The organism is Marmoricola sp. RAF53 (assembly GCF_052114005.1).
GTDB lineage: Bacteria > Actinomycetota > Actinomycetes > Propionibacteriales > Nocardioidaceae > Marmoricola.
In genome coordinates this window covers 162,710-179,689 of the sequence record NZ_JBFRDX010000008.1, presented here as the reverse complement: position 1 = coordinate 179,689, position 16,980 = coordinate 162,710, and the positions used below count along the sequence as shown (strand labels likewise).

At 71.4% G+C, this 16,980-nt stretch carries 16 protein-coding genes, 2 tRNA genes and 1 pseudogene; 4 read left to right on the top strand and 15 right to left on the bottom strand.

Annotated features, from left to right (window positions below):
* Window positions 1-159: 159 nt before the first annotated feature.
* From AB4Y76_RS10060 to AB4Y76_RS10040, 5 genes are all read right to left on the bottom strand, one after another.
* Window positions 160-233: transfer RNA gene (locus AB4Y76_RS10060), tRNA-Ile, on the bottom strand.
* A 42-nt stretch (window positions 234-275) separates the two neighbouring features.
* Complete coding sequence (locus tag AB4Y76_RS10055) at window positions 276-599, bottom strand: putative quinol monooxygenase (protein WP_441924727.1); 324 nt, start codon at window positions 597-599, stop codon at window positions 276-278.
* Between the two features lie 95 nt (window positions 600-694).
* Complete coding sequence (locus AB4Y76_RS10050) at window positions 695-2,953, bottom strand: right-handed parallel beta-helix repeat-containing protein (RefSeq protein WP_441924725.1); 2,259 nt, start codon at window positions 2,951-2,953, stop codon at window positions 695-697.
* A 148-nt stretch (window positions 2,954-3,101) separates the two neighbouring features.
* Entirely contained in the window at window positions 3,102-4,025 is a 924-nt protein-coding gene (locus tag AB4Y76_RS10045) for an esterase/lipase family protein (RefSeq protein WP_441924723.1), read from the bottom strand.
* Between the two features lie 41 nt (window positions 4,026-4,066).
* Window positions 4,067-5,758, bottom strand: coding sequence for a DEAD/DEAH box helicase (locus tag AB4Y76_RS10040; RefSeq protein WP_441924721.1), 1,692 nt, complete (start codon window positions 5,756-5,758; stop codon window positions 4,067-4,069).
* Between the two features lie 137 nt (window positions 5,759-5,895).
* On the opposite strand from AB4Y76_RS10040, the gene AB4Y76_RS10035 reads away from it, so the two are divergent.
* Window positions 5,896-6,639, top strand: a complete 744-nt coding sequence (locus tag AB4Y76_RS10035) for a PIG-L deacetylase family protein (RefSeq protein WP_441924719.1) — start codon at window positions 5,896-5,898, stop codon at window positions 6,637-6,639.
* Here AB4Y76_RS10035 and AB4Y76_RS10030 read toward each other — a convergent pair.
* Complete coding sequence (locus tag AB4Y76_RS10030) at window positions 6,636-6,884, bottom strand: hypothetical protein (protein WP_441924717.1); 249 nt, start codon at window positions 6,882-6,884, stop codon at window positions 6,636-6,638. The genes AB4Y76_RS10035 and AB4Y76_RS10030 overlap by 4 nt on opposite strands.
* A 472-nt stretch (window positions 6,885-7,356) precedes the next feature.
* Between AB4Y76_RS10030 and AB4Y76_RS10025 the strand changes: the two genes are divergently transcribed.
* Window positions 7,357-7,800, top strand: coding sequence for a hypothetical protein (locus AB4Y76_RS10025; protein WP_441924715.1), 444 nt, complete (start codon window positions 7,357-7,359; stop codon window positions 7,798-7,800).
* Between the two features lie 61 nt (window positions 7,801-7,861).
* On the opposite strand, the gene AB4Y76_RS10020 is transcribed toward AB4Y76_RS10025, so the two are convergent.
* The 4 genes and pseudogenes from AB4Y76_RS10020 to AB4Y76_RS10005 all read right to left on the bottom strand — a co-directional run.
* Window positions 7,862-7,937: transfer RNA gene (locus AB4Y76_RS10020), tRNA-Asn, on the bottom strand.
* A 52-nt stretch (window positions 7,938-7,989) separates the two neighbouring features.
* The gene (locus AB4Y76_RS10015) at window positions 7,990-8,523 is read right to left on the bottom strand and encodes a hypothetical protein (RefSeq protein ID WP_441924713.1); all 534 of its coding nucleotides are present in this window, start codon (window positions 8,521-8,523) and stop codon (window positions 7,990-7,992) included.
* Window positions 8,520-11,162 carry a DNA primase gene (gene dnaG / locus AB4Y76_RS10010; protein ID WP_441924739.1) on the bottom strand — a complete coding sequence of 881 codons (2,643 nt, stop codon included), beginning with the start codon at window positions 11,160-11,162 and terminating at the stop codon, window positions 8,520-8,522. Before dnaG ends, AB4Y76_RS10015 begins: the two co-directional genes overlap by 4 nt.
* A pseudogene (locus AB4Y76_RS10005) lies at window positions 11,151-11,336 on the bottom strand (CHC2 zinc finger domain-containing protein); the annotation flags it as partial. The gene dnaG and the pseudogene AB4Y76_RS10005, both read right to left, overlap by 12 nt.
* A gap of 95 nt (window positions 11,337-11,431) precedes the next feature.
* On the opposite strand from AB4Y76_RS10005, the gene AB4Y76_RS10000 reads away from it, so the two are divergent.
* Together AB4Y76_RS10000 and AB4Y76_RS09995 are read left to right on the top strand one after the other, a co-directional pair.
* Window positions 11,432-11,656 carry a hypothetical protein gene (locus tag AB4Y76_RS10000; RefSeq protein WP_441924711.1) on the top strand — a complete coding sequence of 75 codons (225 nt, stop codon included), beginning with the start codon at window positions 11,432-11,434 and terminating at the stop codon, window positions 11,654-11,656.
* 10 nt (window positions 11,657-11,666) lie between these two features.
* Window positions 11,667-12,005, top strand: coding sequence for a hypothetical protein (locus AB4Y76_RS09995; RefSeq protein WP_441924709.1), 339 nt, complete (start codon window positions 11,667-11,669; stop codon window positions 12,003-12,005).
* A gap of 7 nt (window positions 12,006-12,012) precedes the next feature.
* Here the strand turns inward: AB4Y76_RS09995 and AB4Y76_RS09990 are convergent, their stop codons facing one another.
* From AB4Y76_RS09990 to AB4Y76_RS09970, 5 genes are all read right to left on the bottom strand, one after another.
* Window positions 12,013-13,269 (bottom strand): deoxyguanosinetriphosphate triphosphohydrolase, encoded by a 1,257-nt coding sequence (locus AB4Y76_RS09990; RefSeq protein ID WP_441924707.1) that lies wholly within the window; start codon window positions 13,267-13,269, stop codon window positions 12,013-12,015.
* A gap of 103 nt (window positions 13,270-13,372) precedes the next feature.
* Complete coding sequence (locus AB4Y76_RS09985; RefSeq protein ID WP_441924705.1) at window positions 13,373-13,987, bottom strand: response regulator transcription factor; 615 nt, start codon at window positions 13,985-13,987, stop codon at window positions 13,373-13,375.
* A complete protein-coding gene (locus tag AB4Y76_RS09980) occupies window positions 13,984-15,132 on the bottom strand; it encodes a sensor histidine kinase (protein WP_441924703.1) in 1,149 nt (382 codons plus the stop codon). Before AB4Y76_RS09980 ends, AB4Y76_RS09985 begins: the two co-directional genes overlap by 4 nt.
* A 36-nt stretch (window positions 15,133-15,168) precedes the next feature.
* Window positions 15,169-15,960 (bottom strand): ABC transporter permease, encoded by a 792-nt coding sequence (locus AB4Y76_RS09975; protein WP_441924702.1) that lies wholly within the window; start codon window positions 15,958-15,960, stop codon window positions 15,169-15,171.
* Window positions 15,957-16,904, bottom strand: coding sequence for an ABC transporter ATP-binding protein (locus AB4Y76_RS09970; RefSeq protein WP_441924700.1), 948 nt, complete (start codon window positions 16,902-16,904; stop codon window positions 15,957-15,959). The genes AB4Y76_RS09975 and AB4Y76_RS09970 overlap by 4 nt, the downstream gene beginning before the upstream one ends.
* Window positions 16,905-16,980 lie beyond the last annotated feature (76 nt).

The window sequence follows — 16,980 nt, the reverse complement described above, 5'->3', positions numbered from 1 at the left end:
CAGCACGGCCTGATACCGCTGCTCAGCCACACTCAACTCCCGCATCTCGGGAGTGTCACCAATCAACCGAAGTAGGCGTAACCCATCACCCGAAGGTGTGACACCCATCAACCGGAGCCCGAACGTCACCAATCAGGCGGAGTAATACAGCCGTACTCGTGGGGCGGGTGGGGCTCGAACCCACGACCCAAGGATTATGAGTCCTCTGCTCTGACCGACTGAGCTACCGCCCCGAGGCGGAGGCCGCCCCTGGGCGAGATCCTAGGGGTTCGGGGTCAGTCGACCCGCATCTCCCCCAGCTCGGACCAGTCGTCCTGGTCGAGGGCGAAGTTCACGATCTTCGGGGTCGCGACCAGGTACCGCGGCAGGGTGGCGGTGGCCTCCGTGAAGTGCGCCGAGCCGACGTGGGCGCCGGCGGCGTCGCCGTCGCGGAACGCCTCCACGAGGACGTACTCCTCGGGATCCTCGACGCTGCGCGACCACTGGAACCAGAGGCAGCCCTCCTCGGCGTTGGTCGCCTCGGTGAAGCCGCGGGTGATGTCGGGCCAGGCGTCTGCGTGCTCGGGCTTCACCTGGAACTTGGCGGTGATGAAGATCATCGCTCGATCGTAGGGTGCGGCCGGAACCGAGCCGACCCCCGGCACGCTCGGCAGAGTGAGCGTGCGCGGGGGTCGGTCGGCGTCAGGGTGACGGATCAGCCGTTCGCTGCTCCGAACGCCGCGGCGGCGCCGTAGATCTTGTAGAGCGCGAGCGGGCCGGCGTACGAGGTGCTGCACCGGTCGTCGAGGAGCTGCATCGCCCCGCCGTTCGGAAGGACGTTGCCGTACCCGACGAGCGTGTCACCCTCGACCGCTCCACCGGCGAAGTGACGCAGGCGCTTCACGAGGCCGAGCTTGTGGCTCGGGTCCGCCTGGCGCCACCAGGTGCAGGTGTAGGCGCTGAGCCGCTGGTCGACGACCGGGGCGGCGCCCACGGCCGGCGCCGGCATCAGCGGAGCCAGGATCTTCGTCAGGAACGAGAGATCGACGATCCCGGCCAGGTACGGCGAACAGGTCCGCGAGGTGGCGTTCTGGTCGCAGTACTCCTTGAGCACCTGCTGCTGGGTCCGGCCGAGCGACACGTCGATGCCCGTGCCCGGCTTCGTCGGGGTCTTCGCCCAGCTGCAGATCGAGCTCTCTCCGTTCGGGTAGCCGCTGATCGTGTAGCCCGCCAGACAGGCGACGAGCTCGGCCTCGGCCGGGACGTTGCCCAGGCCGATGCTCAGCGCCGGGAGCCCGCCGTTGAGGCAGTTCGGAAGCTGCAGGCCGTTGGTGGTGACGCTCTTCCCGGAGGCGGCCTTGTTGCTCCACCAGCAGTTGCCGGTGTTGGTCGGGAACGCATCCCACCAGAAGTCCACGCCGTTGGGCTTCGCGGAGCCGTCCGGCGCGACACCCATGGTGTTGCCGTAGAACTTGTTGTTGTACGACGTGGAGATGCCGGTAAGCGTGCAGCCCGGGATCGGCGTCGTGGTGGTCCCCAGGATCGGACCGCAGACGGTCGCGTCCGGGACCGCGAAGAGCATCAGGCCCCGGCGCCAGTTGTCCCAGAAGTTGTTGTTGCGGACCACGTTCTCGTTGCCGCCGGCGAGCCAGAGGCCGGTGCCGACCGGCGCGCCGATGAAGGGCTGCACCTCGGAGCCGGGCGAGAACGGGTTGAAGTTGTTGCTGTAGAAGTTGTTGTCCTCGATGACGTTGCCCTGCTGCGGGAAGCCCGGGTGTCCGGCCGCGGTGAAGACGTCGGTCGTGTAGCCGAGGGCGTTGTCGTAGAAGTTGTTGTGGTCGATCCGGGTGCCGTGGCTGTTGGTGCCGGAGAAGCCGCCCGTGTTGTGGTGCGAGTCGCAGCGGGTCAGGCGCTGGCTGATCCGCGCCTCCGGGTAGAACGACTTGTCACGGTTGGTCAGCGTCGGAGCGCCCGAGCCCGGGTAGAGACCGGAGTCGCCGCTACCGGTGGCCTCGCAGTCCTGCATGACGCCGTGGTCGCCGACGAACGTCAGCACGCCGTAGGCGCCGTTGTAGAAGGTCTTGAACTGGTCCAGCAGGTAGCCGTCCGTCTCCAGCACGTAGATGCCGTGCTCACGGGCGTGCCGGATGTTCATCTTCCGCAGCACGAACCCGTCGGCCCGGTCGAGGAAGATGCCGACGTCCTTGCGGTGCCCAGCAGCGGAGGGACCGCCGTCGCCGGCGGCCGGGTCGCCCGCCTCGACGACGACGTCGTCGGAGCTGACACCCGAACCTTCGAGCTGGAGGTTGCAGCGGATGCAAGCGCCCGCGTTCGGGATGCCGTGGCGGTCCTCGAGGGCCGGGTCCGGGTCGGTGCCGGAGCCGATGCCGCGGCCGATGACCGCGACGAGGTTGGCGTCGTTGGGGCAGCGCAGCTGGTACTCGTGCGAGAGCGCGCCCGGGTCACCGGAGTCGGAGTGGGTCTTGTACGCCGCGCAGGCCGGGTCGTAGGTCGGCTGCGCCGCCGACGTCGGCTCGGTGTAGATCCCTGGCATCACGACCACGCGGTCGTTGTTGCCCGAGGCGGTCACGGCCGGCTGGATCTCGTCGTACGCGCACTTGGCGAAGAGCTGGTTGTTGATCGACCGCAGCGAGTTCGCCTCGGCCTGGGTGAACGCGCGGTGGTCGGTCGGCCGGACGTCGTAGCCGTTTGCCAGGGCCGCGGTGATCGACTGCTCGAGGAGCTGCTTCGAGTTCGGCTTGCAGACCACCCGGGTGTCGCCGGGCAGGCTGGCGTCCAGAGCCGAGGCGAGCGAGCGCGCGACCGGGATCTCACCGCCCGCACAGGGGCTGACCGCGCAGTCCGGGTTCGGGTCCGGCCAGTACGACGGGCGCTCGACGTGCGCCTCGGCGATCTGCGGGACCGCGAGGACCGCCGACAACGCCACGAACAGGGACAGAAGGAAACGCCGCATCGGCTGGAGTCCTCATCGATCGTGCACCGCAGTGCTGCTTGGGCCCCTCACCCGCTGCGAAACCTAAGGTGGTTACCCGCCGGTGTCAATCAATTCGTGACATCTCGCGACACGGTACGTCTCGTCTCAGTCGGCAACCGGAAGGGTTCTAGAACCCACCCAGGAAAGGGAGTACCGGAACGCACGGGACCACCTTCGGGTGGGCCGGGTCGAGGGCGTTCAGCACCATCACGGCGGCGTTCCGGTCGGCGGCGATCTCGAAGTGCTCGGCGAAGTCGAGCTTGCAGGTGTCCTGGAGGACGAGGTTGGTCATCCCGGCCTCGATGCCGCTGGTGTACGGCACCACCAGCTCGTCGTACCGGCTCATGATGTTGACGTAATGGACACCCGGGGCGGCCGCTCCCCCGGCGCGGATCTGGTCCATGAAGCCGGTGCCCGGCGCGAACTGCGCGCAGGCGGTGCAGACCGGGACCTGGTCGGCCGGGATGCCGAAGAGGCGGGTGATCAGGGTGATCGGGCCGGCCAGCTGGGTGCCGTGCCACAGCGGGGCGAGCGAGATGTAGCTGCCCACCTTCGCGGCGCCGCCGAGGTACTTCACGTAGTAGTTCGGCATCAGCGTGCCCTGCGAGTGGCCGATCAGGTCCACCTTGCTCGCACCGGTCGCCGCGAGCACCTGGTCCACGAACGCCCCGAGCTCCACCGCACTGGCCCGCATGTCGCCGAAGCCGCCGAGGGCGCCCGGGTACGGGAGCGGGAGCGTGGAGCCGTAGGTGAGCGCGAAGACGCAGTAGCCGTCGTTCTTCAGCAGCGGACCGTAGGTCTGCCAGTTCGTCGCCCGGTTGCCCGCCGTCCCGTGCACCAGCACCACCGGGCGCGGGTGCGCGGGTGTCGGCTTGCACGACCAGTCGTTCGTCCCGGGCGCGTCCGAGCCCGGGATACCGCCGAGCAGTGCGGTCGGCAGGAAGCTGTAGGAGACCGGGAGCGGGTCGTCCGCCGCCTGGGCGGACGGCGCGGCGAGCACCAGCCCCGCGGACGCGAGCAGGCAGGACAGGACGACGGCGAGACGGCGCATGCGGGGGCTCCTGGGAGGTGAGTTCCCCGGAGCCTAGAGGGTCAGCCCTTCTTGTGGCGAGGCTTCTTGGCCTTGTCGTGCCCGCCCGACGCCGTCCGGGTCGGCCGGTCCGCCGGACCCGAGTGACCGCGGCGCGGACCCCGGAAGCTGTCCGGCTTGATGTCGATGAGGACCCCGGAGATCCGGGTGTCGGACAGCGCCGCCAGCGTCTCCGACGACAGGTCCGCGGGCAGCTCGACGATCGTGAAGGCCGGCTTGATCTCGATCTTGCCGAAGTCCTCGCGGGACAGGCCGCCCTCGTTGGCCAGCGCGCCGACGATCTGCCGCGGCTCGACCCGGTGCCGCTTGCCCACCTCGAGCCGGTACGACGCCATCGGCTTGCGCTCGCCGCTGCGCCGGTCCCGCGACCGCTCCGGGCCGGCCGACGTGCTCTTCCGGTCCGGACGCGCCATCGGCTCCGGCCGGTCCTCGAGCAGCAGCGGCTCCCCGTCCTGGGCGAGCACCGCGATCGCGGCCGCGATGTCGAGGGCGGGCACGTCGTGGTTGCGCTCGTAGGTCTCGATCAGCTCCTTGAACAGGTTGACCTGCGGGTCGCCGAGCGCCTGGCCGATCGCGTCGGTGAACTTGGAGACCCGGAAGGCGTTGACGTCCTCGACGGTCGGCAGCGAGATCTCGTTGAGCTTGGTCCGGTTGGTCTTCTCGATCGCCCGGAGCAGGTGGTTCTCGCGCGGCGTCACGAACGAGATCGCCACGCCCGAGCGCCCGGCCCGGCCGGTCCGGCCGATCCGGTGCACGTAGGACTCGGTGTCGGTCGGGATGTCGTGGTTGACCACGTGGCTGATCCGGGGGACGTCCAGGCCGCGGGCCGCGACGTCGGTGGCGACCAGGATGTCGAGCTTGCTCTTGCGAAGCTGCTCGACGGTCCGCTCGCGCTGCGCCTGGGCGACGTCGCCGTTGATCGCGGCCGCCGAGAAGCCCCGGGCACGGAGCCGCTCGGCCAGCTCCTCGGTGGCGTGCTTGGTGCGGACGAAGATGATCATCCCGTCGAAGTTCTCGACCTCGAGAATCCGGGTGAGCGCGTCCAGCTTGTGGTGGTGGGCGACCTTGAGGAACCGCTGCTCGACGTTCGCCGCGGTGGTCGAAGTCGACTTGACCTTGATCTCGGTGGCGTTCGGGGCGTGCTGCTTGACGATCCGCTTGATCTGCGCCGGCATCGTCGCGGAGAAGAGCGCGACCTGCTTGTCCTCCGGCGTCCCGGCGAGGATCTGCTCGACGTCCTCGGCGAAGCCCATGTTGAGCATCTCGTCGGCCTCGTCGAGAACGACGAAGCGGAGCCCGCTCAGGTCGAGGGTGCCCTTCTCCAGGTGGTCCATGACCCGGCCCGGCGTGCCGACCACGACGTGCACACCGCGGCGGAGCGCCGACAGCTGGACGCCGTACCCCTGGCCGCCGTACACGGGGAGGACGTGCAGACCCTTGATCTGGCTGGCGTACTTCTCGAACGCCTCGGAGACCTGGAGGGCGAGCTCGCGGGTCGGCGCCAGCACCAGCACCTGCGGCGTCTTCTGGGAGAGGTCGATCCGGGACAGGATCGGCAGCGCGAACGCGGCCGTCTTGCCGGTGCCGGTCTGCGCCAGGCCGACGACGTGGTGCCCCTCGAGCAGCGGCGGAATGGCCTCGGCCTGGATCGGGGACGGCGTCTCGTAGCCGACGTCCTTGATCGCCTTCAGCACCTTGGGATCGAGACCGAGGTCGTCGAAGGTGCCAAGGGGGCCGTCTCTGCGTGGTTCTCGGTCACTGATCAAGCGTAGTGGCGCGGGCGCTCCCGCGCCTATTCCCCCCGGTCGGGCGCCGCCGCTAGCGTGCAGGGATGGACACGCCCGAGCCGCTGGAGATCCTCGACGAGACCTGGGAGCGGGCGCTGTGCATCGTCGCCCACCCCGACGACATGGAGTTCGGTGCCGCCGCCGCGGTGGCCCGCTGGACCGACCAGGGCAAGTGGGTCGGCTACACGATGGTGACCAGCGGCGAGGCCGGCATCGACGGGATGGACCCCGAGGCCTGCCGGGTGGTCCGCGAGCGCGAGCAGGTCGAGTCCGGGCGGATCGTCGGCGTGGAGACGGTCGACTTCCTCGGCGAACCCGACGGCGTCGTCGAGTACAGCGTCCGGCTGCGCAGCGTCCTCGCGGCCGAGGTGCGCCGGCACCGTCCCGACATCGTCATCACGGGCAACTTCCGCGACACCTGGGGCGGGCGCAACCTCAACCAGGCCGACCACATCGCCGTCGGCCGCGCCGTCCTGGACGCCGTCCGCGACGCCGGCAACCGGTGGATCTTCCCCGACCAGCTGACCGGGGGCCTGGAGCCCTGGGGCGGCGTCCGCGAGGTGTGGGCCTTCGGTTCGCCGCAGTCCACGCACGCCGTCGACACCACCGCCACCTTCGACCGCGGGGTCGCCTCGCTGCAGGCGCACGCCGCGTACATCGACGGGCTCGGCTGGGAGAACTGGGACCCGCGCGAGTTCCTCGAGGGCATGGCCCGCGGCACCGGGCAGCGGATCGGCGCGGCCTTCGCGGCGCCGTTCGAGGTGTTCCCGATGGGCTGGGGCGACTAGGCAGCCTCGGAAGCGACCCGCTTGCGGGCGGCGCGCGCGCTGGCGTTGAACGGCCAGAGGAAGCCGAGCAGGCCGGCGAGCATGGCGAGCCCGAAGACGACGGGGCCGAGGCCGAGGACGATCGCGACGATCGCGGCCAGCGCGGCCGCGATGACGGCGTACAGGACGGCCTTGCAGATGGTGTCCAGGAAGTCGGCGTAGATCGACCACAGGGTCGCGTCGCGCGGGTCCGGCTCGGAGGTCATGCCGGTCAGCGTAGGGCGCGAAATGTCCACATCCGGGCGCATCGCGGGAGTACTCCACAGATTCGGGAGTGACATAGATATCGAACAGGTGTTCGATCATGCTTGATCCATGACCTCAGGCACCGCACTCCTGGACTCGCCGGCCGGCGTCTGGCCGCGGTCGAGCTGCATGCGTGCCTGGACCGCGCGGCTGCCTGGGACCTCGACCGCTTGTCGGGGGCCCAGCAGGCGGCGTTGCTGGAGTCGCTGGTCCGGGCCGAGTCCCGGGTCGCCGCGCTGCGGATGCGGGTCCTGGCCGCGGCCGACCGGTCGAAGACCGCGCTCCGGGCCGGTGCGGCCTCGACCGGGCAGTGGGCCGCGAAGCTCGCCCACACCGACCAGGCCCACGCCCAGCGGCAAGTCGGGCTCGCCCAGCGCGCTGCGCCGGGCAGCGCGACGCGCACTGGCCACGGTCGAGCCGGACCCCGTTGTCGTGGATGCCCACGACAACGACCTCCTCGCCGCCGAGGAAGAGCGCGCCCGGACCCGGACCCGGCTGACCCTGCACGAGAACGCCGACGGCACCCTGACCGGGCACTTCACGATCCCCACCGCCCAGGGCCACCTGCTGCGCAAGGTCCTGCAAGCCATCACCGCACCTCGTCGCGGCCGGCTCGGCGCGAGCGCCGCCCAGACCGGGGACCGCGAGGCTCCCACCGACTGGGACCGCGCCCGCGGCGAGGCGTTCTGCGAACTCCTCGAGCACCTGCCCGTCGACCACCTGCACCCGCGCACCGCCGCAACCCTGATCGTCACCGTCGAGCACGACACCCTGCGCAAGGCACTCAAGGTGGCCCACCTCGACACCGGCGCCGACCTCTCCGCCGGAGAAGCCCGCCGGCTGGCCTGCGGCGCCACCTTCCACCGAAGGACGTGAGCAGCGAGGCCGTGCACTGCCGGGAAAAGCAAAGACCCGCACGTGAGTGCGGGTCTTCGGCTGGCTCCCCCGGTTGGACTCGAACCAACAACCCTCCGATTAACAGTCGAATGCTCTGCCAATTGAGCTACAGGGGATCGCGCCCGCAAAGATTAGCAAGGCATGTCCCGGGTGGCGAATCGGATACCCCTATTCGCCCACATCGCCCCTTGCTTCGGCGAGCGCGGCCTCGGCGGCCACGGCCACCAGCGGGTCGTCGGGGTCGATACCAGGGTCGAATTCGAACATCCACGTGATCGGACCGCGACCCTCGGGCGAGCGTCGCCCGATGACCTTGAACCCGCGCTTGCCGCTGACGAGGTGGCCGCGCTGGAGGACGACACTGGCGGTGACCCGCTCCCGGACCAGCTGGAGCAGCAGGTCCGGGTCGTCGAGCGTGAAGACGTACGACGCCCGCGGCCGGCCGTACTCGCCGACCTCCGTGACCCGCAGCGACTCGGCCTCCTGGTCCCAGTCGGCCGCCTGGACCTGCTCCCACGGCAGCCGGACGACGGGCTGTCCCGGCTGGACCAGGACCAGTGCGACCCGGGTGCCGAGCAGCCAGCGGTCACCGTCCTGGCCGTGGGCGAGCACCTTCTCCCCGCGCGGGAGACCGGCCGACTCGACCACGACCACGGGAGGGCGCTCGCGGCGCTCGCCGCCCCACCAGGTCCGCGGGCTCACTGCTGCTGTTCCGTGGCGAGCTCGCGCAGGGTGCGGCGGTGCTGCTCCAGGGCGACCAGCTCCCCGAACATCCGGTTGTACTCGGCGGCCTCGTCGATCGGGTTGGTCCGCTGGAGCTTGGACTTCACGTCCGCGATCCGGCGCAGCGCGGTGAGCTCGCGCAGCCGGTGCACGTGCATGGCGGCGTACTCGGGCGTCGGCTCCCGCACCGTCGGGATCGCCTCGACGCTGAGTGCGCTGAGCAGCGAGCGCAACCGCTCGTCCGGGGTACCGGCCTGCAGCCGGGCGGCCCAGCCGGGGTCCGCGGAACCGACCCCGCCGACCGCGGTCACGAGATCCCACACGGCCCGGTAGGCCGGGTGGGTGAAGTCGTCGCCGGTGACCTCGCCCAGCGACGGCGCGATCACCGCGGGGTGCTGGACGAGCAGCTTGAGCGTCTCCCGCTCCAGGGCGAGGCGCGGGTCGCGCGGGTCCGGGAGGCCCTGCGTCGGCGCCTGCGCCTGCGGCGCCGCCGCGGTCGCACCGGAGGTCGCCGCCTGCTCGCGGTTCGCTGCGCGGCGCACCTCCCGGCTCACGTCGTTCGGGTCGATGCCGAGCATGCCGGCGAGCTCGCGGGAGAACGCGTCGACCTTGGACCGGTCCCGGATGGCCCGGACCAGCTTCGCCGCCTCCCGGAGCGCGTCCACCCGGCCGTCGGCACGGTCCAGGTCGTAGCGCGCGACCACGTTGCCGAGCACGAACCGGTAGAGCGGCACCCGCCGCGCGATCAGCTCGCGGACTGCCGCGTCGCCCTCCTTCAGGCGCAGGTCGCACGGGTCGAGCCCGGACGGCTCGACCGCGACGTAGGTCTGCCCGGCGAACGCCTGGTCGCCCTCGAACGCGCGCAGCGCCGCCTTCTGGCCGGCCGCGTCGCCGTCGAAGGTGAAGATCACCTCGCCGCGGAACTCGTCGTGGTCCTGGAGCAGCCGCCGGATGATCCGGCTGTGGTCCTCGCCGAAGGCGGTGCCGCAGGTCGCGACCGCGGTCTTCACGCCGGCGAGGTGGCAGGCCATCACGTCGGTGTAGCCCTCGACGATCACGGCCTGGCTGGCCCGGGCGATCTCGCGGCGGGCCAGGTCGATCCCGTAGAGCACGTGGCTCTTCTTGTAGATCGGGGTCTCGGAGGTGTTGAGGTACTTGGCCTCGATCCGGTCGTCGTCGAAGATCCGGCGGGCGCCGAACCCGACCACGTCGCCGCTGCTGTCCCGGATCGGCCACATCAGGCGGCCGCGGAACCGGTCGTAGAGCCCCCGGTTGTTGTCACCGGACAGACCCGAGGTGACCAGCTCGGCGTCCTTGAAGCCGGCCTGCCGCAGGTACCGGGTGAGGTCGTCCCCGCCGCGCGGGGAGAAACCCACACCGAAGGTCGCCGCGGCGTCCCGGTCGAAGCCGCGGCTGTCGAGGAACTGCCGGGCCGCCATCGCCTCCGGGGTGGCCAGCTGCTCGGTGTACCAGGCGGCCGCCATCTTGTGCGCCTCGACGAGCCGCGGCCGCTGCGGTCCCCCGCCACCGCGCTCCGGCGCCGGGCCGTCGATGTAGCGGAGCTCGACGCCGAACTTCTCCGCGAGCCGTTCCACGGTCTCGGTGAACCCGAGGCCGTCGAGCTCCATCACGAACTTGATGACGTCGCCGCCGACCCCGCAGCCGAAGCAGTTCCCGGTGAGGATGTTGTCGGCCAGCGTGAACGCGTGCCCGTCCGCGACCTCGGCGCAGAACACCTCCTCGACCCGGTCGGTGGTCTCCACCGACCGGACCACCCAGCCGAGTCGGGAGAGGCTCTTGTCGGCTCCCAGGAAGCGCGCGCGGTGCTCGTCGAGGAGGAAGAACTCCTCGCCCAGGTCTCTGTTGGCCAGGTGCACCCGGTGGAGCTCCGACTCGATGCCGTCGATGCCGACGCGGCGCTGCGTGGTGATCCCGTACGTCGCGATGCCGAGCCGGCTGCAGAGCGTGCGGACGAACTCGAGGTTCCCCCGCACGGCCGAGCTCAGGATCAGGGTGCCGTCCGCGGCCACGCAACCGTCGGCCGCGAAGTAGCCGGCCAGCCATCCGTAGAGGTACGGGTGCGACTCGTCGAGGTCGGGAAGATCCTTGAACAAGCGCGGCAGGTGGTGGACCAAGAGGTTGTCCCCGGATGCACTGGTGACGCTGTTGGGGAACCACTTCAGGATCGCCTCGTCCTTCGGCGGGCAGATCAGCGCGACCGCACCGCTCGCGTTGCGGGTACCGTCGCCGAAGGTGAACCCGTGGGCGATCCCGAACGGCGAGGGCGTCGTGCGGCGGACGGAGTTCCGCGGGAAGGTGTACGACAACCGGTCGCCGGCCTTGAGGTCCTTGGTCAGCACCTCCTTGCGGCGGCCGCTGTCGGAGGTTGACGTGCGCACGAACCAGCGGTGCTCGTCGGTGGCGAAGATCTCCTTGACCTGCCGGTTCCGGGTCAGCGTGATCTTCAGCAGCGGTTGGACGCCGTACGACTTGAACGGCGCCTCGATCCAGTCGGCTCGCGCGCCGAGGATCCGGTGGGTCCCGCCCGCGAGCTCACGGATCGGCCGCGGCCCGTCCCAGGTCAGGACCTCGGTCTCGCCGGCCAGGCAGTGGTACATCCCGCGCGCCGGCGTCACGTTGAACGACGGCGACTTCTCGTCGTGGAACGGGCAGAGGCCCTTCATGTTGCCGCCGCCGGCGTTGCGCAGGGTCACGTAGGCGGAGACGACGTCGTCGATGCGCGCCTTCTCGCGGACTGTCGCGATGTCCTCTTCCCTGATCCGGCCTGCCACGGCGGCGAGTCTACGTCGCGGCGGGCGGGCGGAGGTGTCCGATCCGCACTCGGTGGGTACGGGACGGTCAAGACCCCTGGAAGAGGAGCATTCCGATGAACATCCCGCAGCCCACCGAGCTGGCCGAGCAGGTCACCGACCAGATCGGGCAGATCGCCGACAAGATCGACACCCAGGACCTCAAGGACCGGGCCAGCACCGGTGCCTCGGACCTGATCGACGCCGCCACCACCTCGGACGGCCGTCCGAAGAAGGGACTGCTCATCGGTGTCGCCATCGTGGCGATCCTGATCTTCGTCGCCCGCCGGGCGATGCGCTGAGGAGGGGGCGATGTTCCGCAAGAGCCTGTTCCTGGGAGCGTTCGGCACCGGCTACGTGCTCGGCGCCCGGGCGGGACGGGAGCGCTACGAGCAGATCCGCCACCTCGCCCTCCGGGTCGTCGGGGACCCGCACGTGCAGCAGGCGGCCCACCAGGCCGCCGAGACCGCCAAGGCCGAGGCGGGGCCGCTGAAGGACAAGGTGACGGCGGCGGTGAGCGACACCGTCGACCACCTCACCCACCGGGACCGGAGCGACGTCGGCGCGCACTACGAGGCCGACGGGCACGACACGGCGGCGACCGGCGACCTGGGCGGCGGCCAGTACGAACGGGAGCCGTTCCGGGGCTGAGGCGGTCCTACCGGCACAGGCGCGCGTACCAGGTGACCGCGCTCTGGTCGGTGAGCGAGGCGATCTGGTCCAGCACCACGCGAGTCCGGGCGGAGTCGTCGGCCGCCAGCGCGTGGTCCGCCCGGAAGGTCGCGTCGAGGGCGCTGCCCTCGGAGGCGACCAGGGCGGCGAAGAGCTCGTGCACGAGCTGGCGCTGCCGCTCCATCAGGGCGAGCCGCTCCGGCGAGCGCATCACGTAGTGCGCCGCGACGCCCTTGAGGACCGCGATCTCCTCGACCGTCGCGACCGGCACGACCAGGTCGGCCCCGTAGCGGGCCAGCGGCCCCTCCCCGTACGCCGCCCGGGTGGCCTCGTGGACGCTGCCGCAGAAGACCCCGATGAGGTCGCTGGTCAGGTTCTTCAGCCCGGCCAGCGCCGACCGGCGGCCGTCGTACGGGGTGGACGGCCAGACACCGACCGCGCGGACCCGCGCCAGCGCGGCGGCGAGGGCGTCGTCGTCGGCCCCCGGCAGGTACCAGTCCCGGACGGTCGCCCACACCGCGGCGCGCTCGTCGGCGTGGTCCAGGTGGGTGAGGTCGATGTGGCCGCCGACGACCCCGTCCTCCAGGTCGTGGACCGAGTAGGCGACGTCGTCGGCGAAGTCCATCACCTGCGCCTCCAGGCAGCGCCGCCCGGCGGGGGTCCCGTCCTGGAGCGCCGAGCGCATCCAGGTGAACACCGGAAGGTCGTCGTCGTAGGCGCCGTACTTGGCCCGGTCCGCCGACCGCGGCCACGGGTACTTCGTACAGGCGTCGAGGGTGGCGCGGGTCAGGTTGAGTCCGACCGAACGCCCGTCGGCGTCCACCGACTTGGCCTCGAGGCGGGTGAGGATCCGCAGGGTCTGCGCGTTCCCCTCGAACCCGCCGCAGTCCCCGGCGAGCTCGTCGAGGGCGGCCTCCCCGTTGTGCCCGAACGGCGGGTGCCCGAGGTCGTGGGCCAGCGCCGCGGTCTCGGCCAGATCGGGGTGGCAGCCGAGCGGGTGCGCGATGTCGCGAGCCACCTGGGCGACCTCGAGGCTGTGGGTGAGCCGGTTGCGGACGAAGTCGTCGGCCTGCGGGCCGAGCACCTGGGTCTTCGCGGCCAGGCGGCGCAGCGACGCGGAGTGCACCACCCGGGCGCGGTCGCGCTCGAACGGCGTGCGGACCGGCGCCGGCACGCGCTTGGCCGGCTCCGCGACGATCCGCTCACGCGCGGCGTCGTCGTACAGGTCGTCCCAGGAGGTCACGGGTCGAGGCTAGCGAGCGCCCGAGCTTGCTCGTGGCCGAGTGGCCGAGAACCCGTTGACGAGCGCAGCGAGGATCACCCGGGGAGAGTACCGACCGGCGCCCTCACAACCACCCGTTGCCGTCGGCGATCACGACGGCCTCGCCGCGGTTGCTCGCGCCGGTCTTGCCGATCGCCGCGGACAGGTGGTTGCGGACGGTGCCCTCGGAGAGGAACAGCCGGCCGGCGATCACCGCGACCGAGGCCCCGTCGCGCGCCGCCCGCAGGACCTCGGTCTCCCGGACGGTCAGCGGCGACTCGCCCGCGATCAGGCTGTCGGTCGCCAGCGCCGGGTCGACCACGCGCAGGCCCGCGTGCACCCGGCGGACCGCGTCGGCGAGCTCGGCCGCCGGGGTGTCCTTGACGACGAAACCGGACGCCCCCGCCTGCAGCGCCCGGCGCAGGAAGCCCGGCCGCCCGAACGTGGTCACGATGAGCACCCGCACCTCGGGAAGCTCGGCCTTCAGCGCCGCCGCCGCGGCGATGCCGTCCATGCCGGGCATCTCGACGTCGAGCAGCGCCACGTCGGGCCGGTGCTCCCGGGCGGCGGGCACGACTGCGTCGCCGCTGCCCACCTCGACGACCACCTCCAGGTCGGACTCCAGGTCGAGCAGCGCGGAGAGCGCGCCGCGGACCAGCGCCTGGTCGTCGGCGAGCAGGATCCGGATCGGGCCGCTCACGGCGCCACCACCTTGAGCGAGAACCCGGGGTCGAGCGGGGTGGTCACGACCGCGCCGCCGACCGCGGCGGCCCGCTCGCGCAGCCCGACCAGTCCGTTGCCGGGGACCAGCGCCACCGCACCCGCGCCGTCGTCGGCGACCTCGGCGCTGGTCGCGGTCAGCCGGACCGTGCAGGTGCTGGCCCCGCTGTGCCGGATCACGTTGGTGACGCCCTCGCGGACGGTCCAGGCGAAGAGCTCGCGGCGCGCGGTCGGCACGTCGTCGGTCGAGTTCGGCAGCACCGCCTCGATCTCGGCCGCCGCGAGCGCGGTCCGGGCCCGGGCCAGCTCGCCGGGAAGGGTGAGCTCGCGGTAGCCCTCGACCGCCCGGCGGACGTCGGCGAGCGCATCCCGGGAGAGCCGCTCCAGGTCCGCGACCTCGGCCTTCGCCCGCTCCGGGTCGACCTCGAGCAGCCGCTGCGCCAGCTCGGCCTTCACGGTGATCACGGTCAGCGAGTGGCCGAGGATGTCGTGCAGGTCGCGGGCGAACCGGTTCCGCTCGTCCTCCAGCGCCAGCCGGGCGTTCTCCTCCCGGACGGCCAGGATCTCGATGTTGCGGGAGATCGCCTGCGAGATGCCCCAGATCGCGAGCGCGGCGACCAGCGTCCCGAAGAGCAGACCGCGGTCCTGCTCCCAGCCGTCCACGACCAGCGTCGCGACGTACGTCGTCACCGCGACGACCACGGTCACCAGCCACGCCCACCGGGTCGGCAGGCAGATCATGCAGGTGACCGCGATGTAGACGGCGGTGGCGGTGCCGGCCTGCCCGACGGCGAGGCAGATGACCACCCCGAGGACGATCTCGACCGCGATCACCAGCGCGCCGGCCCACGGGGTGGTGGTCGCGCGGAACGGCGAGCCCATCGGGCGGTTGTTCCGCATCCGGAGGAAGACCGCCGCGTACACCCCGGCGAACGCGAGCGTGGCGAGGATGCCGATCCAGCCCGCGACGGTGTCGCGCTGCTCCCAGCCCGCCTCCAGCGGGTTCAGCAGGTAGAACAGCCAGACCAGGGCGAAGACGGACCCCCACCGCCTAGGTCCGCCCTGGCCGGCGTACACCTCCTCCGGAGACGCTCCCGGCGGGGCCACGGGTCGGCTCTGCGTCATGACGGTCACGGTAGTGGCCTCCTCGGGTCCGACCGCTCAGACCCGCGCGGTGTCCTTGCTCATCCGCCACGCCGCACCGGCGACGAAGAGCGAGAACCAGACGACGAGGTTCAGGACCCAGACCAGGTGCGGGGCACCGCCGTAGAGCGGCCACCGCGCCAGGTGCGCGAGCCCGTAGATCGGGGTGAACGCCGAGATGTGGTCCAGGACGCTTCCCGGAGCGATCGGGAACCAGAGCCCGCCGATCGCGGCGAGGCCCGCCAGCACCGGACCGATCACCTGCATCACGTTCTCGCTGGGCAGCAGGTAGCCGACGAACAACCCGAAGGCGCCGAACACGATCGAGCCGACCCACGCGATCGCCGCCGAGGCGATCCAGACGTGCACCGGCATGTCCGCCTTGCCGTTGAGCACGCCGACCACGTTGACAGCGACGACCGAGCCGAGGCCGAGAAAGAGCGCGACGACCGACTTCACGGTGATGTAGGCGACCGGGGACAGCGGCGTCAGCCGCAGCTGACGGGACCAGCCGAGCGCCCGCTCGGTCGCGACCACCGCTCCCCCGCTGGTGGCGGCCAGCACGGCGCCGTACGTCGCCATGCTGATCATGATGTACGCCGACACGTTGCCCGAGCCCTCGCGCTCGTTGCCGTAGGCGCTGTTCGTGCCGATGATGAGGAACAGGATCACCGGCATCACCAGCGTGAAGATCATCGCGCGCTTGTTCCGCAGGATCCGGCGCAGCTCGATCCGCAGGATGGTGAGGTTGAACCCGCCCAGCGGCGGGACCCGGCGGACGTCCGGGTCGAAGGTGGTCGCGGTGGTCATCGGTTCTCTCCTTCGTCGTCGCCACCGGTCAGGCTGAGGAACGCGTCCTCGATGCCCTTGGCGGTGATCTCCAGGTCGCGGGCGCCGGTCTCGGCCAGCAGGTAGCGGGCGACCGCGTCGCTGTCGGTCGCGTGCAGGATCACGCTGTCGCCGCGGACCTCGACGCCGTCCACGCCGGGCAGCGCGGCCAGGGCGTCGGTGTCGGCGTCCGGCAGCGTGGCCCGGACCGTCCGGCCGGTGGTGAGCGCCTTGATCTCGGCGCCGCTGCCGTCGGCGACGATCCGGCCGTGGCTGATCAGCACGATCCGGTCGGCGTACTGGTCGGCCTCCTCGAGGTAGTGCGTCGCGAACAGCACGGTGCGGCCCTTGCCGGCGTCGGCGCGGATCGAGGACCAGAAGCTGCGCCGGCCCTCGACGTCCATGCCGGTGGTGGGCTCGTCGAGCAGCAGCAGTGCCGGGTCGGAGAGCAGGGCCATCGCGAACCGCAGCCGCTGCTGCTCACCGCCCGAGCACTTGGCCACCGTCCGGTCCGCGATCGCGGTGATGCCGGCGTCGGCGATCACCTCGTCGACGCCGCGGGTGTCGGCGAAGAGGCTGGCGGTGTAGGCGACCGTCTCCCTGACGGTCAGGTCCTTGAGCAGTCCCCCGGTCTGCATGACGGCCGAGACCAGCCCGCGCGCGATCGCGTCCCGCGGCTTGAGCCCCAGGACCTCGACGGTGCCGCCGGTCGGCTGCGAGAGGCCCAGGACCATGTCGATGGTGGTCGTCTTGCCCGCGCCGTTGGGGCCGAGGAAGGCCACCACCTCGCCGGGGTTGATGGTCAGGTCGATGCCGCGGACGGCGTGCACGTCGCCGAAGTCCTTGGTGACGCCGGTGAGGCGGACCGCCGCCGACCGGTCGCCCGCTGCGGGATTCCCGAGGTGTTCTGGAGCCGAGATCGTCATGGCTCCAGCCTGCCGGGTCGCACCCCCGGCCGCCTCGCCCGGGCGTCACGACCGGGGCGTGACATTTGTCAGGGGC